Source organism: Mesorhizobium sp. M7A.F.Ca.US.005.03.1.1 (genome assembly GCF_003997975.1).
In the GTDB taxonomy this organism is placed as follows: domain Bacteria; phylum Pseudomonadota; class Alphaproteobacteria; order Rhizobiales; family Rhizobiaceae; genus Mesorhizobium; species Mesorhizobium ciceri.
The window spans coordinates 17,987-32,843 of record NZ_RZRO01000076.1 but is presented as its reverse complement, the minus strand read 5'-3'; the positions used below and the strand labels follow the sequence as shown (position 1 = coordinate 32,843).

The 14,857-nt window shown below is 63.7% G+C and carries 15 protein-coding genes; 4 read left to right on the top strand and 11 right to left on the bottom strand.

The features are described from left to right. Window positions 1–256: 256 nt before the first annotated feature. Window positions 257–565 carry a DUF982 domain-containing protein gene (locus EN990_RS25615; protein WP_032898671.1) on the bottom strand — a complete coding sequence of 103 codons (309 nt, stop codon included), beginning with the start codon at window positions 563–565 and terminating at the stop codon, window positions 257–259. A gap of 108 nt (window positions 566–673) precedes the next feature. Further along, a complete protein-coding gene (locus EN990_RS25610) occupies window positions 674–955 on the bottom strand; it encodes a DUF982 domain-containing protein (RefSeq protein WP_013530587.1) in 282 nt (93 codons plus the stop codon). Window positions 956–1,206: 251 nt separating this feature from the next. Between EN990_RS25610 and EN990_RS25605 the strand changes: the two genes are divergently transcribed. Then, entirely contained in the window at window positions 1,207–1,809 is a 603-nt protein-coding gene (locus tag EN990_RS25605) for a DUF6456 domain-containing protein (protein WP_127370037.1), read from the top strand. A 55-nt stretch (window positions 1,810–1,864) separates the two neighbouring features. Here the strand turns inward: EN990_RS25605 and EN990_RS25600 are convergent, their stop codons facing one another. The 4 genes from EN990_RS25600 to EN990_RS25585 all read right to left on the bottom strand — a co-directional run bounded on the left by EN990_RS25600 (window position 1,865) and on the right by EN990_RS25585 (window position 5,672). Then, on the bottom strand, window positions 1,865–2,170 hold the full coding sequence (locus EN990_RS25600) for a hypothetical protein (protein ID WP_027160843.1): 306 nt from the start codon (window positions 2,168–2,170) through the stop codon (window positions 1,865–1,867). A gap of 111 nt (window positions 2,171–2,281) precedes the next feature. Beyond that, window positions 2,282–4,252: an acyltransferase family protein gene (locus tag EN990_RS25595; RefSeq protein WP_013530593.1), complete on the bottom strand. Its 1,971-nt coding sequence runs from the start codon at window positions 4,250–4,252 to the stop codon at window positions 2,282–2,284. Window positions 4,253–4,469: 217 nt separating this feature from the next. Beyond that, a complete protein-coding gene (locus tag EN990_RS25590) occupies window positions 4,470–4,763 on the bottom strand; it encodes a hypothetical protein (RefSeq protein ID WP_013530594.1) in 294 nt (97 codons plus the stop codon). 162 nt (window positions 4,764–4,925) lie between these two features. Continuing rightward, on the bottom strand, window positions 4,926–5,672 hold the full coding sequence (locus EN990_RS25585) for a helix-turn-helix transcriptional regulator (protein ID WP_013530595.1): 747 nt from the start codon (window positions 5,670–5,672) through the stop codon (window positions 4,926–4,928). Between the two features lie 228 nt (window positions 5,673–5,900). Here EN990_RS25585 and EN990_RS25580 point away from each other — a divergent pair, with 228 nt between their 5' ends. Continuing rightward, a complete protein-coding gene (locus tag EN990_RS25580) occupies window positions 5,901–6,206 on the top strand; it encodes a hypothetical protein (protein WP_013530596.1) in 306 nt (101 codons plus the stop codon). Here EN990_RS25580 and EN990_RS25575 read toward each other — a convergent pair whose 3' ends face one another. Beyond that, on the bottom strand, window positions 6,207–6,881 hold the full coding sequence (locus EN990_RS25575; protein ID WP_245268617.1) for a Crp/Fnr family transcriptional regulator: 675 nt from the start codon (window positions 6,879–6,881) through the stop codon (window positions 6,207–6,209). A gap of 584 nt (window positions 6,882–7,465) precedes the next feature. On the opposite strand from EN990_RS25575, the gene EN990_RS25570 reads away from it, so the two are divergent. Next, the gene (locus tag EN990_RS25570; RefSeq protein WP_013530598.1) at window positions 7,466–7,729 is read left to right on the top strand and encodes a hypothetical protein; all 264 of its coding nucleotides are present in this window, start codon (window positions 7,466–7,468) and stop codon (window positions 7,727–7,729) included. A gap of 283 nt (window positions 7,730–8,012) precedes the next feature. Here EN990_RS25570 and EN990_RS25560 read toward each other — a convergent pair whose 3' ends face one another. The 4 genes from EN990_RS25560 to EN990_RS25545 form a co-directional block, all read right to left on the bottom strand. Next, window positions 8,013–8,132 (bottom strand): hypothetical protein, encoded by a 120-nt coding sequence (locus tag EN990_RS25560; RefSeq protein WP_013530600.1) that lies wholly within the window; start codon window positions 8,130–8,132, stop codon window positions 8,013–8,015. A gap of 109 nt (window positions 8,133–8,241) precedes the next feature. After that, a complete protein-coding gene (locus tag EN990_RS25555) occupies window positions 8,242–9,273 on the bottom strand; it encodes a hydroxyacid dehydrogenase (RefSeq protein WP_013530601.1) in 1,032 nt (343 codons plus the stop codon). Window positions 9,274–9,699: 426 nt separating this feature from the next. Continuing rightward, a complete protein-coding gene (locus tag EN990_RS25550) occupies window positions 9,700–10,890 on the bottom strand; it encodes an NAD(P)/FAD-dependent oxidoreductase (protein ID WP_013530602.1) in 1,191 nt (396 codons plus the stop codon). 118 nt (window positions 10,891–11,008) lie between these two features. Continuing rightward, window positions 11,009–12,505 carry a hypothetical protein gene (locus EN990_RS25545; protein WP_013530603.1) on the bottom strand — a complete coding sequence of 499 codons (1,497 nt, stop codon included), beginning with the start codon at window positions 12,503–12,505 and terminating at the stop codon, window positions 11,009–11,011. A gap of 249 nt (window positions 12,506–12,754) precedes the next feature. On the opposite strand from EN990_RS25545, the gene EN990_RS25540 reads away from it, so the two are divergent. After that, complete coding sequence (locus EN990_RS25540; protein WP_127369053.1) at window positions 12,755–14,857, top strand: exopolysaccharide transport family protein; 2,103 nt, start codon at window positions 12,755–12,757, stop codon at window positions 14,855–14,857.

The following is a 14,857-nucleotide window of genomic DNA, read 5'->3' as shown; positions in this document are numbered from 1 at the left end:
GGGGTGAGGTTTGATCTCTGCTCCCCCGTTCACGGGGAGAAGGTGCCGGCAGGCGGATGGGGGGCAGCGCTGACGAGGCAGGATGGAAGCTGACATGAAATTCAAGCATCCGATTCAGATGCCACTTACCGAAGCGCTGGCGCCGCCCCTCATTGCCCTGCCGGGCGTTCGCTGTTCGAAAAGCCAAGCAATTGGCTTTTCGTCCGCTGCTCGGATCACACCTCACCCCCGTAAACGGGGAGAAAGAAGCAAAGCCCTATTTCGGCATCTGCCGGCCTTGCTTGGGCGTGCGGCTCTGCATGCTCCTTGCGTCCATCGCCATCGGCGGGTTGCCCTCGCCGACCAATATGCCAGTCACCCGGGCAAAGCCGGTAAACACCTTCATGGCGTCGGCTTCGGAAATCTGGGCGGCAATCGCCGCGCTGCAGGCGTTCAACGCGCTGCGGTAGACATGACCGCGCCGCTCCAGCGGCCAGCGCTGGAGAAAATCGGCGGCTTCGCTGACGCTTTCGATCTCTTCGATCTCATCTTCCACCCGCACTTTGAGCGGCACTCCGGTTTTCATCGTACCCACGGCGTTCACCTTCGCTTTGCGCGCGGCTCCAGCTACCGCACCCATAAACGCGCCCCGCTGGGGGCCGGTTGCATCAATTTTTCGGGCGGCGCCCGCTCCTCACGGGCTAGCCACCGCATCCAGCCAGTCATGGGCGCGGCTTTTGGGCCTGTCGACCAGTATGTTCTGCTGCTTGGCCGCCCTGGTGAAGGCGTCGAACGCGATGCGCTGGCAGCAGATGCCGTCCACGGCGAGCGTAACCAGCCGGGAAGCCTCGAGATAGCCAGGCGCTGTCTTGTCGGGCCATTGGTGGCGCAGTGCCTCGGCGGCTCCGGCCACCGAACTGACCAGCATGGTTTTGTTGTCGCAAAAGCGCACGGTAACCGGCATGAAGGCTGTCATCGGCGAACCTCCCCTTGGCATGGACGCGACATAACGTCGAAAACTCGCGCCGGTTCCATCAGCCTGGATGCCGGACGGCAGGGATGCTGGCGCGGCGGCGAAGAGGCGACGACCTACGGTTCATTGAAGGCCAACCGAGCAGCGCTCCGCTCCGCTCTGCCACCGCGTGGGGAGATGCCCGGCAGGGCCGAGGGCGCGCGAAGGATCGCCACTTGCCGGCCTCCACCACCCATCCCAACCAGGAGCCTCCCATGAGCAAAAAGACCAGACCCGCAAAACCGCAGGCGCCGAAATTGCCGAAGGGCGAGGCCGAGCAGGTGCGCATACGCCGCGAGATCGGCCATGATTTCGCGCTCAGGGATGACGCCTTCGGCCGCAAGCGGCTGGCAGCGGGCACGCTGGAGGCTGCGCGTGTCTACGAAGTGTCGAATGACGGCTACGCCGCGACCGGCGGCATCGTGCGGCTGCGCGCCATCGATGCGCTCGTCGGCATCACTTCGCTGTCGCGCCAGCAGCGCGAGGCAGGCCTGCGCTACCGCGAGGATTTCCGCTGCAGTCAGCAGGCTGATGTCAAGCCGATGCGCTGGACCGAGCGCATCGACGGCGGCCGCGAGGGCGGCGGCATCGCCGACAGCGTTCTCGACGCCGGCAGGGCCTATGCCGCCGCCACAAGAGCGTTAGGCCATTGGGAGGTGGCCGCCGTGGTACGACAAGTCTGCTGCGCGGACGGTTCCCTCAAGCGCCTGTCCGAGCAGACCGGCGAGGGCCGGAACGTGGTGACGAAGCTGCTGAAGGTGGGGCTGGATCTGTTGGCAGTGCATTACGGGATGATGATGAGGAGGCGGGTGGGGTGAGCGGCGCAAATATCCGGCCGGCGGCGCCGGCCGGATCATTTTTCACAGGATCAGATCATCGGCAGACGCGGATTTCCTCGACGATCCTGTGGTGATGGCGCCAATGCTTGACCAGTGCGATGTGGCAACGGTGGTGACGGTGGTAATAGCGCGGCCTGTAGCCGTTGTCATAGGCGTCGTACTGGTAATAAGGGCGATAGTAGCGATCGCCATAGTCATAACCATTGTAATAATCGTCGCCGTAATAATCGTCTGCATAGCCGCCAATGCCGATACTGATACGGCTGCGGGCGTCGGCGGGGGCGATCATCGCCGCCGCCGAAGCAATGGCGATAACCGAAACAAGCAGGAGCTTTTTCATAGCTGCCTCCTTTTCAAGGTTAGGCTAATATAACTGCCGAGTTGCAGCCTCGTTCCACAGATTCGTAAGATGTGACGAACAATGCAGACCGGGGCGCAGATGCCCAGGCGCCTAAAACAAGGCCCTCTCCAATGGCCCCGCCAGTGTCTCGGCAAAGCCTGTCGCCAGATGGTGCCTGTCACGAAACGCCAGCTGGCCTGATATGACGACGTGGCAGGTGGTCGGGCCGCAGAATTGGTTGGTGAGGTCGATGTAGCGGGTGTCGGGCACGCTGGTCACCACGGCGCGCTCGGTGGCGGCGGTGCTGTCGTTGGCGGCTTCGGCCCTTGGCGTGTCGCAGTGCGGCGAGGGTGCCTCGCGCCACCACAGGGTGCGCGCCACGCAGGAGCCGGCGAAGCTGGCGTTGATCGGCGTGTCGCGGATGACTGCCGTCTCGACACCGGCCCGGCTGAAGGCCTGCAAGGTCGAGCGCAGGCCGGCCTGCCAGCGCGCTACTTCGGCGGTGCGTTCGGCGGCGGGCAGATCGCGGGTCAGATTGCCGATGGAAAATTCGGAGATCACCACCAGGCGCGGCTTGCGGCGGATGATCTCCGATATGGCCTGCTCGCGCCAGGCGTCGCATTCGGTGTAGTCGCGCTTCAGCACCGTGTTGAAGGTGGAGAGCCGCGAGGCGCGGCACGATGATTTGAGGTAGGTGACCACCTTGGTGTGGTTGCGCCTGGCTGCTTCGATCAGCGGCGTCGACCAGTGGTCGGCGTGCGAATCGCCAAACAGCACGATGGTGCGGGTGGCATCGGCCGGGCCGAATGTGCAGGGTTTCGGCGTCACCGTTTGGAAGTCGGCCAGGCAGTTCTTGTCGACGGCCCGCGCGATGGAAGGTCTTTCGGCCGCCTGCTCGATGCCGCGCTGCTCGGGACCGATGTTGCGCGTGGCCAGATGCGCATTGGCGTAGGCGACCGCCACGCCGGCACCGGTCAGCGCCAGCGCGGGTGCGAGCGCGCGAGCGCCCACCGTCAGCCAGGCGCCGCGTCGTGCCGGGTTCTCGATGAGGTGATAGGTGAGCACCGACAGCGCCAGCGCCAGCACGCCGCAGCCCAGCCGCTGCGGCACCGTAAGATCGGGCGTCAGCATCCCGGCGTAGACGATGACCGGCCAGTGCCAGAGATAGAGCGAATAGGAGAGCGTGCCGATCCATTGCAAGAGCGGCAGCGACAAAGCGGTGGCCGGGCCAAGGACGTGCCGGTCGGTCCGCCCGTTGGTCTGTTCCCCGCAGCCGCCGCTCAGCAGCACCAGCACGGTGCCGGCAACCGGCAGCAGTGCGTACCAGCCGGGGAAGGGCAGGTCCTCGCTCAACAGGCGATAGGCCGTCGCAATCAGCGCCAGGCCGAGCCAGCCAAGGGCTGGCCGCAGCCAGATGCGGTGCTGCAGCAAAGCCATGGGGACCAGCGTCGCCAGGCCGCCGGCAGCGAACTCCCAGGCGCGCAGCGGCGAGAAATAGAAGGCCCAGGCCGGCGCCGCGCTGGTCAGCCACAGGCAGGCGGCGAAGGAGGCGAGGCCGACCACGCCGATCATGGCTGCGGCCGTTCGCCGGCCCGGCCGCAGCCAGGCGGCCAGCAGAAGCAGCGCCGGCCAGGCGAGATAGAACTGCTCCTCCACCGACAGCGACCAGAAGTGGATGAAGGGATTGCTGGTGGCGTCGGCGGCGAAATAGTCGAACGACCAGCGCAGCAGCCACAGATTGATGGCATAGGCGGAGGCAAACATGGCGCCGCGCGAATAGAGCGCCTGCTCCTGTGGCGCCAGGATGAAGTAGCCGGCGGCCAGCGTGACCAGGATGACGAACAAAGCTGCCGGCAGGAGCCGCCGCGCGCGCCTGGCATAGAAGCGCCAGAGGTCGAGCCGGCCGGTCTCGCCGATCTCCTGCATGAGGTGGGTCGATATCAGCCAGCCCGAGATGACGAAGAAGATGTCGACGCCGGCAAAGCCGCCGGGGAGCGCGGTGAGGCCGAAATGGTAGGCGACGACGCCGCCGACGGCGAGCGCGCGCAATCCTTGTATGTCCGGCCGGAACGATGCTGCCACGACGGCTCCCTCGTGCAAGCCCAGCCCCTGTGCAATGTCGGCGGTGCAGGCCGATATCGCAATGCAACAAATTTATCGCAGTGCAACATGGCAGAAATGGGGAGATGGGCCGGGTGCCGGCCGGGCCCGATCCTTGCGTGGCTGGCTTGTCTGCACACCTGCGGCAGACGCAAAACAGCCCCGCGCGGGGCTGTTTCTCATTCGGGTTGCTGGACTGCTACTTGCTGCCGCCGTTCGCTTTCACGCTGCTGCAGAATTCGGGATGGCTGTTGGCCGCAGTGGCGTCCTTCGCCTCGTCCTCGCAGGCCTTCATCATCGCGGTCTGGTCGTCCGGCGTAAGGGCCTTCCAGGCTTTCACGAAGTCGTCGTTGCTGACCATCGTCTTCATGCTGCTATCGGTGTAGAAGGGCTGCATCTTGGCTGGATCGTCGAGAGCCGACGTTTTGGCAAACGCCGCGCCGCCGACCATCGAAAGTGCCATGGCGCCCAAGCAGATCATCTTGATGTTCATGGGTACTCTCCTGTTGCTTTGGGATCGTCGAAGCAACGATCCATTGGAAAACGACAGGTTTGGGTGAAAGTTCCGGCATTTTTTGCGCAGAAAAGCCGAAACGAGGAAAAATATAGCCGAAAAACTTGAAACTTTCCCCGATTTTTCCCGTAGGAGGCGAGTTTATCGGGTCTCTCGTGCGAGACTGACCACCAGTCGATCGACGCTGGGGTCGTCGAGGCTGACGATATGGGCCATCTGCAGCGCCCGCTTCATGCTGACCCTGGTGACGTCCTGCCGCATGATGACCGGCACAAAGGCCGGCCCCGATCCTGTGAGGACGATCGCCCTGCCGACCAGAACCGGTTCGGAGATGGGAGCCCACTGTACGGTCATGATCGAGGGCTCGCTTGTCTGGCGGCGGTTGATGCCTGTGAAATAGATCCAGTTCAGGCGCGAGATCGCTACGCCGTAGTGGTTGCCGGGCATTCTGGCGCCACCCTGGCCATCGCCCGGGGCCCACCGCGTCACCCGCCTGAAGGTGACCAGCTCGGCCTCACGTCGCAGGAAGGTGACCGAGCGCATCAGAAGGTCGGGGCGGCCGGGAACCGAAAAATAGGTGAAATAAGTGCCGCCGGCGATGGCGGGCGACGGCGGCCGCACCATGTTTTCGTACAGTGCCTCGCGCAGCGATGCGTTGCCGTCGCCGTTGGCTGCGGGAACAGCCGGCTCGCGATACAGCTCGTTTTCGTCGATCTTGAAATAATCGCAGATCAGCCTGGCGGTGGTTTTGTTGGGCACCGCCTTGCCTTGCAGATAGCGCTCGAACTGGGTGCGATTGATGCCAAGCTCACGGCACACCGCGCTGACGGAAGCGTGGCGCTGGACCAGCCGCCTGAGATTGGCGGCGAGATTCTCGCGAATTGGCACGACATCTCCCCGACAGACGTACGGACCAGCATTCAAGCGATAGCTTATATACACTTGCATGCCGTGGCGCTGGCGCGAAGATGGACCTTTGGCCAATAGGCAACGATCCCGTAGAGCGTAGGCTGTACGATTTTGACAGTCCGGCTATGCAAGCCGCGTAAATGGGCGTATTTCGGTGGCAAGAGCGACCTCGGATCGGCCTCTCGACATCCTGTAATGGAGGGCGGTTTGGATCATACCGGCCTGGTCGAGCTTCTGGACTACACGCAGGCGCAATTGACGAAGATCCGCCAGGCGGTCGCGTCAAGCGATCACGCCGGTGCCATGTTCACCATTGATTGCCTTGTCGGAGCGGCGGCCGAGCAGACGAAGTGCAAGCTTGCAAGCCTGGAGCATGCCGGCTTGCCGATCAGCAAGGATGGGCCGATCGGCAGGGATGGGCCGATCGGCAGGGATGGGCCCATAGAAGGCGGTGCGGCACCGCCCGGCAAAGCGACATCGGGCAAGCCGGATGCCGGCAGCAGCCGCTCCTGATCAGGCCGCGCCGATCTCGCCGATCAGCCTTGCATATTCGGCCTCGGCTTCGCCGTAACTGCCATTGGCGAGTTCCAGCAGCCCGGCGCGGTCGCGAATGACGATCTCGCCCCGTCTCGAGCGAATCAACGTGCGGCCTTCGAGCAATTGAAGCGCGACGGTGACGCCTGGCCGCCTGACACCAAGCATGATGGCCAGGAATTCGTGGGTGATGGCGAGATGTTCGCCGGGCACCCGGTCGTCGCACATGAGCAGCCATCGCGCCAGCCGCTCCTCGAGCTTCAGCCGCGCGTTGACGAGCGCGGTGCAGCCGGCCTGGGTTTGTAGTGCGTTGACGAAGCGCAGCAGGAACATGCGCAAGGTCGTACTTGCCTCCAAAGCTGCCTTGAAAGCGCCGGCTTCGATGCGGATCGCTTCGCCTTCGAGTTGGACAAAACAGGCATGCGGCGCACGGTCGTCGCCCATCACCAGGGAGTATCCCGTCATGCCTTCGAAGCCGATGAAGCCCACTTCGGCCTCTTGGCCGCTTGCCGTGCTGGCGACCACCGAACCAATGCCCTGTTCGATGAAGTAGACGGCCTCGATCGGAACATTCGGGGTCACCAGCATCATGCGCAATGGCAAATCGCAGCGCTGCATGTGCGGCTCGAGCAACGCCAGATCATCCGCAGGCATGCGCCGCAGCAGTTGGTTTCGGTACGGATGGTTCCCGTCGGGATAGGGTTTTTTGTCGGGATCAGAGTTTTTGTTGGGATCAGACATGGCGTGGCCCAATGCAGGGCAAGAGCCATCCAATCTCCCAGCCGTCCGTGCCCGTAAAAACGTGAGGACGATGGCCTATGTATAGGGGCTCTGAACGCAGAAAGATATTAATGCGATATGAAATTCGAAGCACGGCGCCCCCCAACGCCTGTTCGCATATGAAAAGATCGGCCTGAATGTTAGTGTCGGAAACGTACCAAACGCCATTTGGTACAAAACCGACATATTTCATGAGAGCGCCGGATCACGCCGATAAAATCCGCTGGCCAATGAAAAGCGCCATGTCGCGCTGGGCCTGGGGACCATTCGAAGAAGGGGGAGGACCGGGGGGAGAATTGTACGATACTTACTGTGATGAGGCCGATGTTGACTCTTGCTCAGCCCGATTTCATTTTTTGACCCACAGCGTCTAAAGCGCATCGCGTTTGATCGGATTTATGCGATGCGCTTTAGGGTCTTTGTTTATGCATGTCGTTCTCCCAAAGCCGAGGTCACTTTTGGACGACATGCATCAAAAGTGGCCGCTGCTCCGAAAGGGGCTTCTTATGTCGAGCCTTCGTAAGCGCAATCCCGGTCTCCATCCTTCCGATCTGCAACTGTGCCAGCGCGTCTTCGATCGGGTCTGCCTGGAGCGCAAATTTGATCGCATGTCGGGGGAGTCGGACGTGCAGCTTCTGGCAGCCACGGTGTTTTCGCTGTTCCAGAATGGCTGCCGCAATGAAGGCGAGTTGCTTGAGAGTTTCAGGCGGACCCGCCAATGACCAAGGCCAGGATCACGTCCGCGGCACCGGCCGAAAACGAACCTTACGACGCTGCGGTCTTCGCCCGGAAATACGGCATGTCGCGGAAGGCCGCGGAGGTCGTGCTGTCCGCGAATGGACCGTCCAGAACAGCCTGTGACGCTGCCGCCCGCTCTTTTATGGAAGCGGTTGCCCGCAGAGCGAAGAGCAGCCATAAACACTGATGCTGCGCCTTGAGCGACTGCCGTCTCGCCGCCGACCCGCGGGCGCGTCCAATGCTACCTTCATCGAACACCGCGAGGCGTCAGCCTGCCGGGCCTGTCGGGCCGATCGGACCGGTCACTCCTGAAGTGGCTTGCTGCGCCGTCACGGCGGAGAGTTTCTGCCGTTTGAGCAGCATCGGCTTTTCATAGATCTTCTTCATGGTCACGGCCTCCCTCCGCAAAGTTCGATTGCGGCAGCGTCATCGCCGGCCGCGCTCCTGTCAAGCGGACCTGGTCGAGGGCCGGCCAACCCGAACGAAAATCCACGCCTCAATTCCTGTCGGCCGGCTTGGAACGCATGCGCGAAACCGTCTCGCGCTCGGCGCGTTTGGAGCGCAGCGGCGGCAGGTCGCGGTCGATCAGGTCCATGTCCTCCAGCACCATATCGCCCATGCGCTTGAAGGCGATGTCGAGCGCGCCGGCGCGGTGAGCCGAGCGCAGGAAGCCGGGCAGGGCGCGCACCGGATGGTCCCGCGCCAGCGGTTCTTCGGGAAAAACGTCGCTGGCGGCGACGATGTGGCCGCTCTTAACCGCCGCCATCAGCGCCGGGAAGTCCACCACGCCGGCGCGGCTGAGCAGGATGAAGGCAGCGCCCTTGCGCATGCCGGCAAAGGCGTCGGCACCGAGAAAACCCTGGTTCTCGCTGGTCACCGAGGCAACGACGAAGATGAAGTCGCTGGTCGACAGCACCTCGTCGAGGGAGGCCGGCTCGACGCCATTGTCGATGAGGATCGATGGCGGCAGCCACGGATCGAAGACTTTGGTGCGGGTGCGGAAACCCGACAGCAGCCGGTTGAGCGCCCGGCCGAGATCGCCGAAACCGATGATGCCGACATCGGCGCCAGACAAGAGCCGCGCCGTCTGGTTGCCGTCGCCGCCCCACAGTTCCTGTCCCTGGCGGAAGGCGAGGTCGGCATCGACGATGCCGCGGGCGAGATTGAGTGCCATCGCAAGGCCAAGCTCCGCGACCGGCTCGGCGAACACCAGGCCGGTGGTGACGACATGGATGCCGCGCGCGAACAACGTCTCGTAGGGCATGTTGTTGATGAGGTTGGTCTCGACATTGAAGACGCAGCGCAGCGCCTTCATCCGGTCGAGCGTTTCGGGCGATATGGGCGGCTGGCCGATGATATAACGCACCTCGGCCAGCATGTCGGCCGGCAGTTTCGCGACGCCGTCAGCGGTCGTCTCGACGATGCGATAGTGCGCCTTGAGCCGCGCCAGCTGCCGGGCTGTGAAGATCAGGTCGAGCGTGCGTGGTTCAGGCGCACTGATGACCAGCGGCAAGGCGCTGTTGGACATGACTATTCCCTCTGTTCCCCAATGGCCAAAATACCTTGGATGAAACGATTTACAACATCGCGCGGCCGAGGAGCGCGCGATTGGCGCTGGGATGAGGTGACCTGTCGGAGCCGATATGTGCCGGCAATGCAACAGTGAAGAATCGTTTGACCGCGATGGCGTGGATACGACGTAAGAACCAGTAATGGCACAATTGACACGGGGCAGGGAATTGGTTCTGCTGGCGCCGTATCAATTTGGAGGGCACTTTACAGTGAAGAAATACGAGAAACCAACCTTGCAGAAGCGCGACAGGCTTTCGGGTGTCACGGCCCAGACTGCCCCATCGACACCTCCGCCGGCCGTCAGTGATTGATTGGCGTCTGACGCATTCGCCTGACAAGGGCAATCAATAGCGGCAATCGATAGGGCGCGACTGGTCGCGCCCTATCGCATATTGGCCACGGGTGCCCGCCGTTGTCCCAGATGCCGGACCTTACGGCCGATGATCATCAGCTGGCGCGCGGTGTTGTTGCGCAGGCGCCGCACGCGCCATTCCAGTCCGGTGTCGGCGGTAATCGACTTGGCATAGTAACTGACCCGCATGCCATCCTCATCGGCAGCCACCTTGACCGGGTCGTCATAGAAGGCGTTGATCTTGTCAGCCGCCATGCCTGGAGTTTCGAGCCAGCGTGGAATGTGAACCGAATGGAGCTGATCGACATCGGTCATCACGCGGCCGATGCCGACGCCCGGCGTCGGACACGTGGTACAGAAAGCATCGCCGATGAAGATGACCCCGTCGCGGCGATGGCCTTGCGTCGTGCTCAGACTGATCTGCCTGACCTCGACAGGACTCGCGACTTCGAAGTTGCCGCATCGCACGGCTATTTCGGGCATCAATTCGCAGAGCATCTTTTGCGGCTCCTGGCGGAACGCCCGCGTCCACGGCTCGGCCACATTGCGATAGAGGAACATGTTCGCCCGCATCTTGTCGCCGAGGGGAAAGATGCTGATGTAGGCGATACGGTCGGCGGCCCGCCTGCTGTAGCAGGTGACGGACTGATGACCGAAATCGCTGGGCGAGATGGCGAGGTCGAATCCCATCGACAGTGAATGCGCCTTCGATTGCTCGATACGCTCGACGCCGACGGCGCGCCGCACCGCCTCGCCGTGACCGGTTGCCACCACCAGCAGGCGGGCATCGATGACGGTGCCGTCGGCCAGCACAAGCCGCTGCCGGTCCGGTCCAGTCGAGACTTCGGTTACCTTGCCGACCGTCAGCGGCACTTGCGCAGGCAAGGCGTCGCGCAGGCCATTGATCAGCGCGCCATAGGAGAATGTGAATTCAGCCTTCTTCTCATGCGCGAAGAACTGGCCGAGGCGAAACACATGCGTGTCGGTCGTGGAGGTGACGAGACGCTTGAGTGTCGCATCGAGGCCGAGCTTTTCGAACAGCAGCATCTGGTCCATGCCGATCTTCTCGGCCCGGAATTCCTCGTGGTGGACGCGGTGCGGATCGATCAGCGCCACCTTGCGGCCGGCTCGTCCCAACAGAATTGCCAAGGTCGTGCCGGCCATTCCGGCACCGACGATCGCCACATCGACTTGGGCCGGGCCAGCCTCTGAGATACTCATTTTGCTGCTCTTTCTGATGGCAACGGCGCGTTTCACAATCTCCGGTAGAAAATATCTTCCGGACCTAAATCAACCGCAAGCAACCGGCGCGCGTGCTTGGTAGTAACCAATGTTTAGGTTAATCGCGGGCCCGCTGCTTCCAGCGCGGTGCGATCGCCGAGCCATCGATGAACTCAAAGCCGCCAGCCTCGTTGAGCGTGTGAAGTTTACGCCCACTCCATAGCGCACCTGGATTTAAGATGGTTTCAACGACCTGCTCCATGCCGATCAAATCAAGGTGAGAAATGCGTGCGATGCCAAGCGCCGCGCCATAGCTCCTGCGGCAGTCCTGGACCGGGCGCAGCAGGTCGTTGCCGCGCCTGACCATGCGGCCGGCCGGCCGCGCCGAGGCGATATCGATCAGCACGGGATTTTTGGGGTGCGGCGTCCAGGGGCCGCGAAAATCCGGCGCCGACCACAGATGCAGCGCGTCGGAGAAGGCGCCGCCGCCGTCGCGGACGGTGGCGAACAGCCACCAGGCGCCGCCATGCTCGACAAGCGTGGCGTCGCTGGCGACGACACCGGACAGAAGCGTCGCCTCCTTGACCCATCCGCCGGGAAAAGCTGTGGCCCGGTAGAGATCGACCGTGCCGTTGGCGCAGCTTTCCGGCACCATCCAGACCTCGCCGTCGCGCTCGAAGACGAAGGGGTAGGAGAGATGGTAGGGCAGCTCCAACACCGGTTCAGGCCTTCCGAGCGGGCCTGCCGGGCCGAAGGGAACGGCGGAGATGATGGCTTTGCCGAGCCGATGGATATAGTCCTCGACGAACAGGGTCAGCTGGCCCTGGTAGAGGATGGGGAACGGATCGGCGTAGAAGCGGCTGCCGTCGTCCGGCAACTCTTGCCAACCCGACGCCGGATGCGCGCGCAGCTCGAACAGATCGCGGCTCCCGGTTTGCCGCCAGCCGACCTTCCAGTGCGGCGCGTTGTAGCAAAGGTGATAGATCTTCTGGATGATCCGCCGCGCCAGCGCCTTGCCGGCCCTGACCCCAAGCTTGCCCGCCGAGGGCATTGGCGGCGGGCCACCCACCTGCGCCGGTTCGGGCAGATCAGGCACGGACTTTGCCGCGCCTGACATGGCAGCTATGATCAGGCTTGCTGTGCGCGCCAGCATATCCTGGAAGGACGCCAGCGCGATGCCGCCATATTCGGTGCCCAGACGCCCGGCGGCGATCGCAACGCCGTTCTCCTCGATGCGGGCAAGCGGCGTGCGACCTGCGAGGATCAGGGCCAGCAAGGCCGCTTCGCCGCTGGCGCCGTCATAGGTGACGCGCCAGATCCGTGTGCTTTCCAGCCTGACATCGCCGCAGAGGTCGATGACCAGGTCAGGCGAAGCGGGGGACTGCCGGTAGGGCGCGAGCGCCGAAAGCGGCACACGCTTGGCCAGTCCATCATGGGACAGTCCGTGGATCGCCGTTTCGAGTTGAAACAGGGCCGCGGCGCTGCGCGGAATGCCACCGCCCGCCGGCCTGACATCGACGGACAGTTCGACGTCTTCGAGCGCGGCAAGGCGCTCCAGCAGCGTGACGTGAAAGGCGCGGACGCAGTCGCCGTCCAGGCGGAGGCTTATCTGCATGTTGGAGGTCCGAAAAGGCGGTGCCCGGCCTTGCCGGCCAGGCCGGTCCGGTCAAATTGTAACCCCATCTGCATTCGTCTCCGCTCGCTGCGTAGCCAACACCTCGATATGTATATTTTTAAGCAAACCGCGTGCCAAAATTCACGTCACCTCTCAACATAATTAACAATGTTTTAACAGTTGGAGGAATAGCTAGGTTAGCGCCGCAAACTGGTCTTGCCGGCATATGGAGTATTGTCGGAGGCAGCCATGCAATCATCCCTGCCCATGGTTCCTCAGCAACACTCCCCGGATCCGGCACGCGCGGGATCATATGCAGCCTCCACTGTCGAACTGGGCGATCTGAAGCGCATCCTGGTGCGCCGCCGGTTCTGGATCTTCGGCACCGTCGCACTGCTGACGCTGGTCGCCCTGCTCTACGGCCTTTTCACACCGGCGCTCTACAGCTCGGCGGCGGAAATCCTGATCGATCCGCAGGACCTGCAGGTGGTCACCAACGACGTCAATCCCAGCCGTATCTCACCCGATGGCGGCATCACGCAGGTCGAGAGCCAGGTCAGCGTGGTCCAGTCGACGGGCGTGCTGATGCGGGCGATCGCGGCGACAAACCTGACGCAGGATCCGGAATTCAATGGGCAGGGCTTGCTGTCGCGCCTGCTCGGTTCGGCATCAGCCGAAGGCGACAGGTCGGTGCAGACACTCGACGCGCTGCGCCGGCGCCTGGCGGTGAAGCGGGCCGACAAGGTCCTGGTCCTCGACGTCATCGTCACCGCCAAGAGCGCCGACAAAGCCGCCCTCCTGGCCAACGCCATCGCGCAGGCCTACCTGGTCGACCAGGCGAGCGCGCGCGCGAAAATGGCCAAGGACGCTTCCGAGTCGATCACCGCGCGGCTGGACGAGCAGCGCAAGCGCGTCCAGCAAGCCGAAAACGCCGTCGAAGCCTACAAGTCCGCCAACAACATGGTGATGGCGGCAGGCAATCTGGTCAGCGACCAGGAACTGACCGAGATCAACACGCAGCTTGCGGCGGCGCAGAGCCGCACCGCGGCGCTGAAGGCGCAGGTCGACCAGATGCGCCGGCAGAGCGGCACGCCGGACGCAACTTCGGAAGCAATGCGCTCGGCGGTGATCTCGAGCCTGCGGGCGCAAGAGGCGACGTTGGTCGACCAGGTCTCGCAGCTCGGCACGGAGTTGGGGCCGCGTCATCCCTCGCTGATCGCAGCCCAGCAGCAACTGCGCGACACGCGCCAGCTGATCGCGCGCGAACTTGGCCGCATCGCCACCGCCACCGAGACCGACTACGAACGGGCGCTGGCCAACCAGCAGGCGCTGGAAGCCAAGGTCGCCGGCATGAAGAGCAAGTCGCTCGACACCGATCAGGCCTCGGTGCGGCTGCGCGAACTGCAGCGCGACCTCGAGGCGCTGCGTTCCGTCTACTCGAACTATCTCCAGCGCGCCCAGGAGACGCGCGAGCAGATCAATGTCGACAGCACCAATGCGCGCATCATCTCCAACGCCATGCCCGCCTTGAAGAAGAGCTGGCCGCCTCTGCCGCTGCTGTTGCTGGGCGCGATATTCGGCGGCCTTGGGCTCGGCACCGGTCTGGCGCTGATCGCCGAATATTCCTCGCCGACGGTGCTTTCCAGCGCCCAGATGCAGTCGGCCATCGACGCGCCGGTGCTGGGCGTGGTGCCGGCAAAGTCGGACACAGGCCGGCGCTGGTGGCCTTTCGGCGGGGCGCGCGCCGCCGCCTCCAGCCAGAAGACCGATGCCGTCGTCGGCCTTGCGCTGAGGCGCATGTTCAGTTCGGGCCAGCGTCCGGCGGACTGGCCGCTGGTGCCTTCCATCTTGGTGACATCGTCGCCGGGCGAGGGCGCGCAGCGTAGCCGGGTGGCGCGGCTGCTGGCCAATGCCGCGGCATCCAGGGGTAGCCGTGTGCTGTTCATCGATGCCAATGCTGGCGGCGGCGGCCAGAAGGATCCGCAGCCGGGGATCCTCGATGTTCTGCGCGGCGAGTACGCGTTCGAGGCCGTCAGCCATTACGCCGCCGGCAGCAACGTTGCCGTGCTGGGCAGGGGCCGCTCAAAGGCGGTCTTCCAGGAAGCGCATGGCATCTATTTTGCGCAGCAGATGCTGGCGCGGGCCAGCCGGAGCTTCGACCTCGTCGTCATCGACGGTGGCGCGCTGGCCGACAATCTCAATGCCTCGCCGCTGGTCGCCATGGCCGACGAGATCGTGCTCGTCGCCACGCTGAACGCCACCCCGATGCGCGACGTCACGACGACTTCGCAGGCGGTCTCCGTCATGGGGCGCCTGCCGACAGCCGCCTTGCTGGTCGACGAGGCCGCCTGA

What these genes read in the sequence shown, in the direction of transcription:
- EN990_RS25560 (WP_013530600.1), bottom strand. Translation starts at nt 8,132, where the DNA reads ATGAAGAAGATCTATGAAAAGCCGATGCTGCTCAAACGGCAGAAACTC.
- EN990_RS25550 (WP_013530602.1), bottom strand. Translation starts at nt 10,890, where the DNA reads ATGAGTATCTCAGAGGCTGGCCCGGCCCAAGTCGATGTGGCGATCGTC.
- EN990_RS25590 (WP_013530594.1), bottom strand. Translation starts at nt 4,763, where the DNA reads ATGAACATCAAGATGATCTGCTTGGGCGCCATGGCACTTTCGATGGTC.
- EN990_RS25615 (WP_032898671.1), bottom strand. Translation starts at nt 565, where the DNA reads ATGAAAACCGGAGTGCCGCTCAAAGTGCGGGTGGAAGATGAGATCGAA.
- EN990_RS25545 (WP_013530603.1), bottom strand. Translation starts at nt 12,505, where the DNA reads ATGCAGATAAGCCTCCGCCTGGACGGCGACTGCGTCCGCGCCTTTCAC.
- EN990_RS25600 (WP_027160843.1), bottom strand. Translation starts at nt 2,170, where the DNA reads ATGAAAAAGCTCCTGCTTGTTTCGGTTATCGCCATTGCTTCGGCGGCG.
- EN990_RS25575 (WP_245268617.1), bottom strand. Translation starts at nt 6,881, where the DNA reads ATGCCTGCGGATGATCTGGCGTTGCTCGAGCCGCACATGCAGCGCTGC.
- EN990_RS25610 (WP_013530587.1), bottom strand. Translation starts at nt 955, where the DNA reads ATGACAGCCTTCATGCCGGTTACCGTGCGCTTTTGCGACAACAAAACC.
- EN990_RS25605 (WP_127370037.1), top strand. Translation starts at nt 1,207, where the DNA reads ATGAGCAAAAAGACCAGACCCGCAAAACCGCAGGCGCCGAAATTGCCG.
- EN990_RS25555 (WP_013530601.1), bottom strand. Translation starts at nt 9,273, where the DNA reads ATGTCCAACAGCGCCTTGCCGCTGGTCATCAGTGCGCCTGAACCACGC.
- EN990_RS25540 (WP_127369053.1), top strand. Translation starts at nt 12,755, where the DNA reads ATGCAATCATCCCTGCCCATGGTTCCTCAGCAACACTCCCCGGATCCG.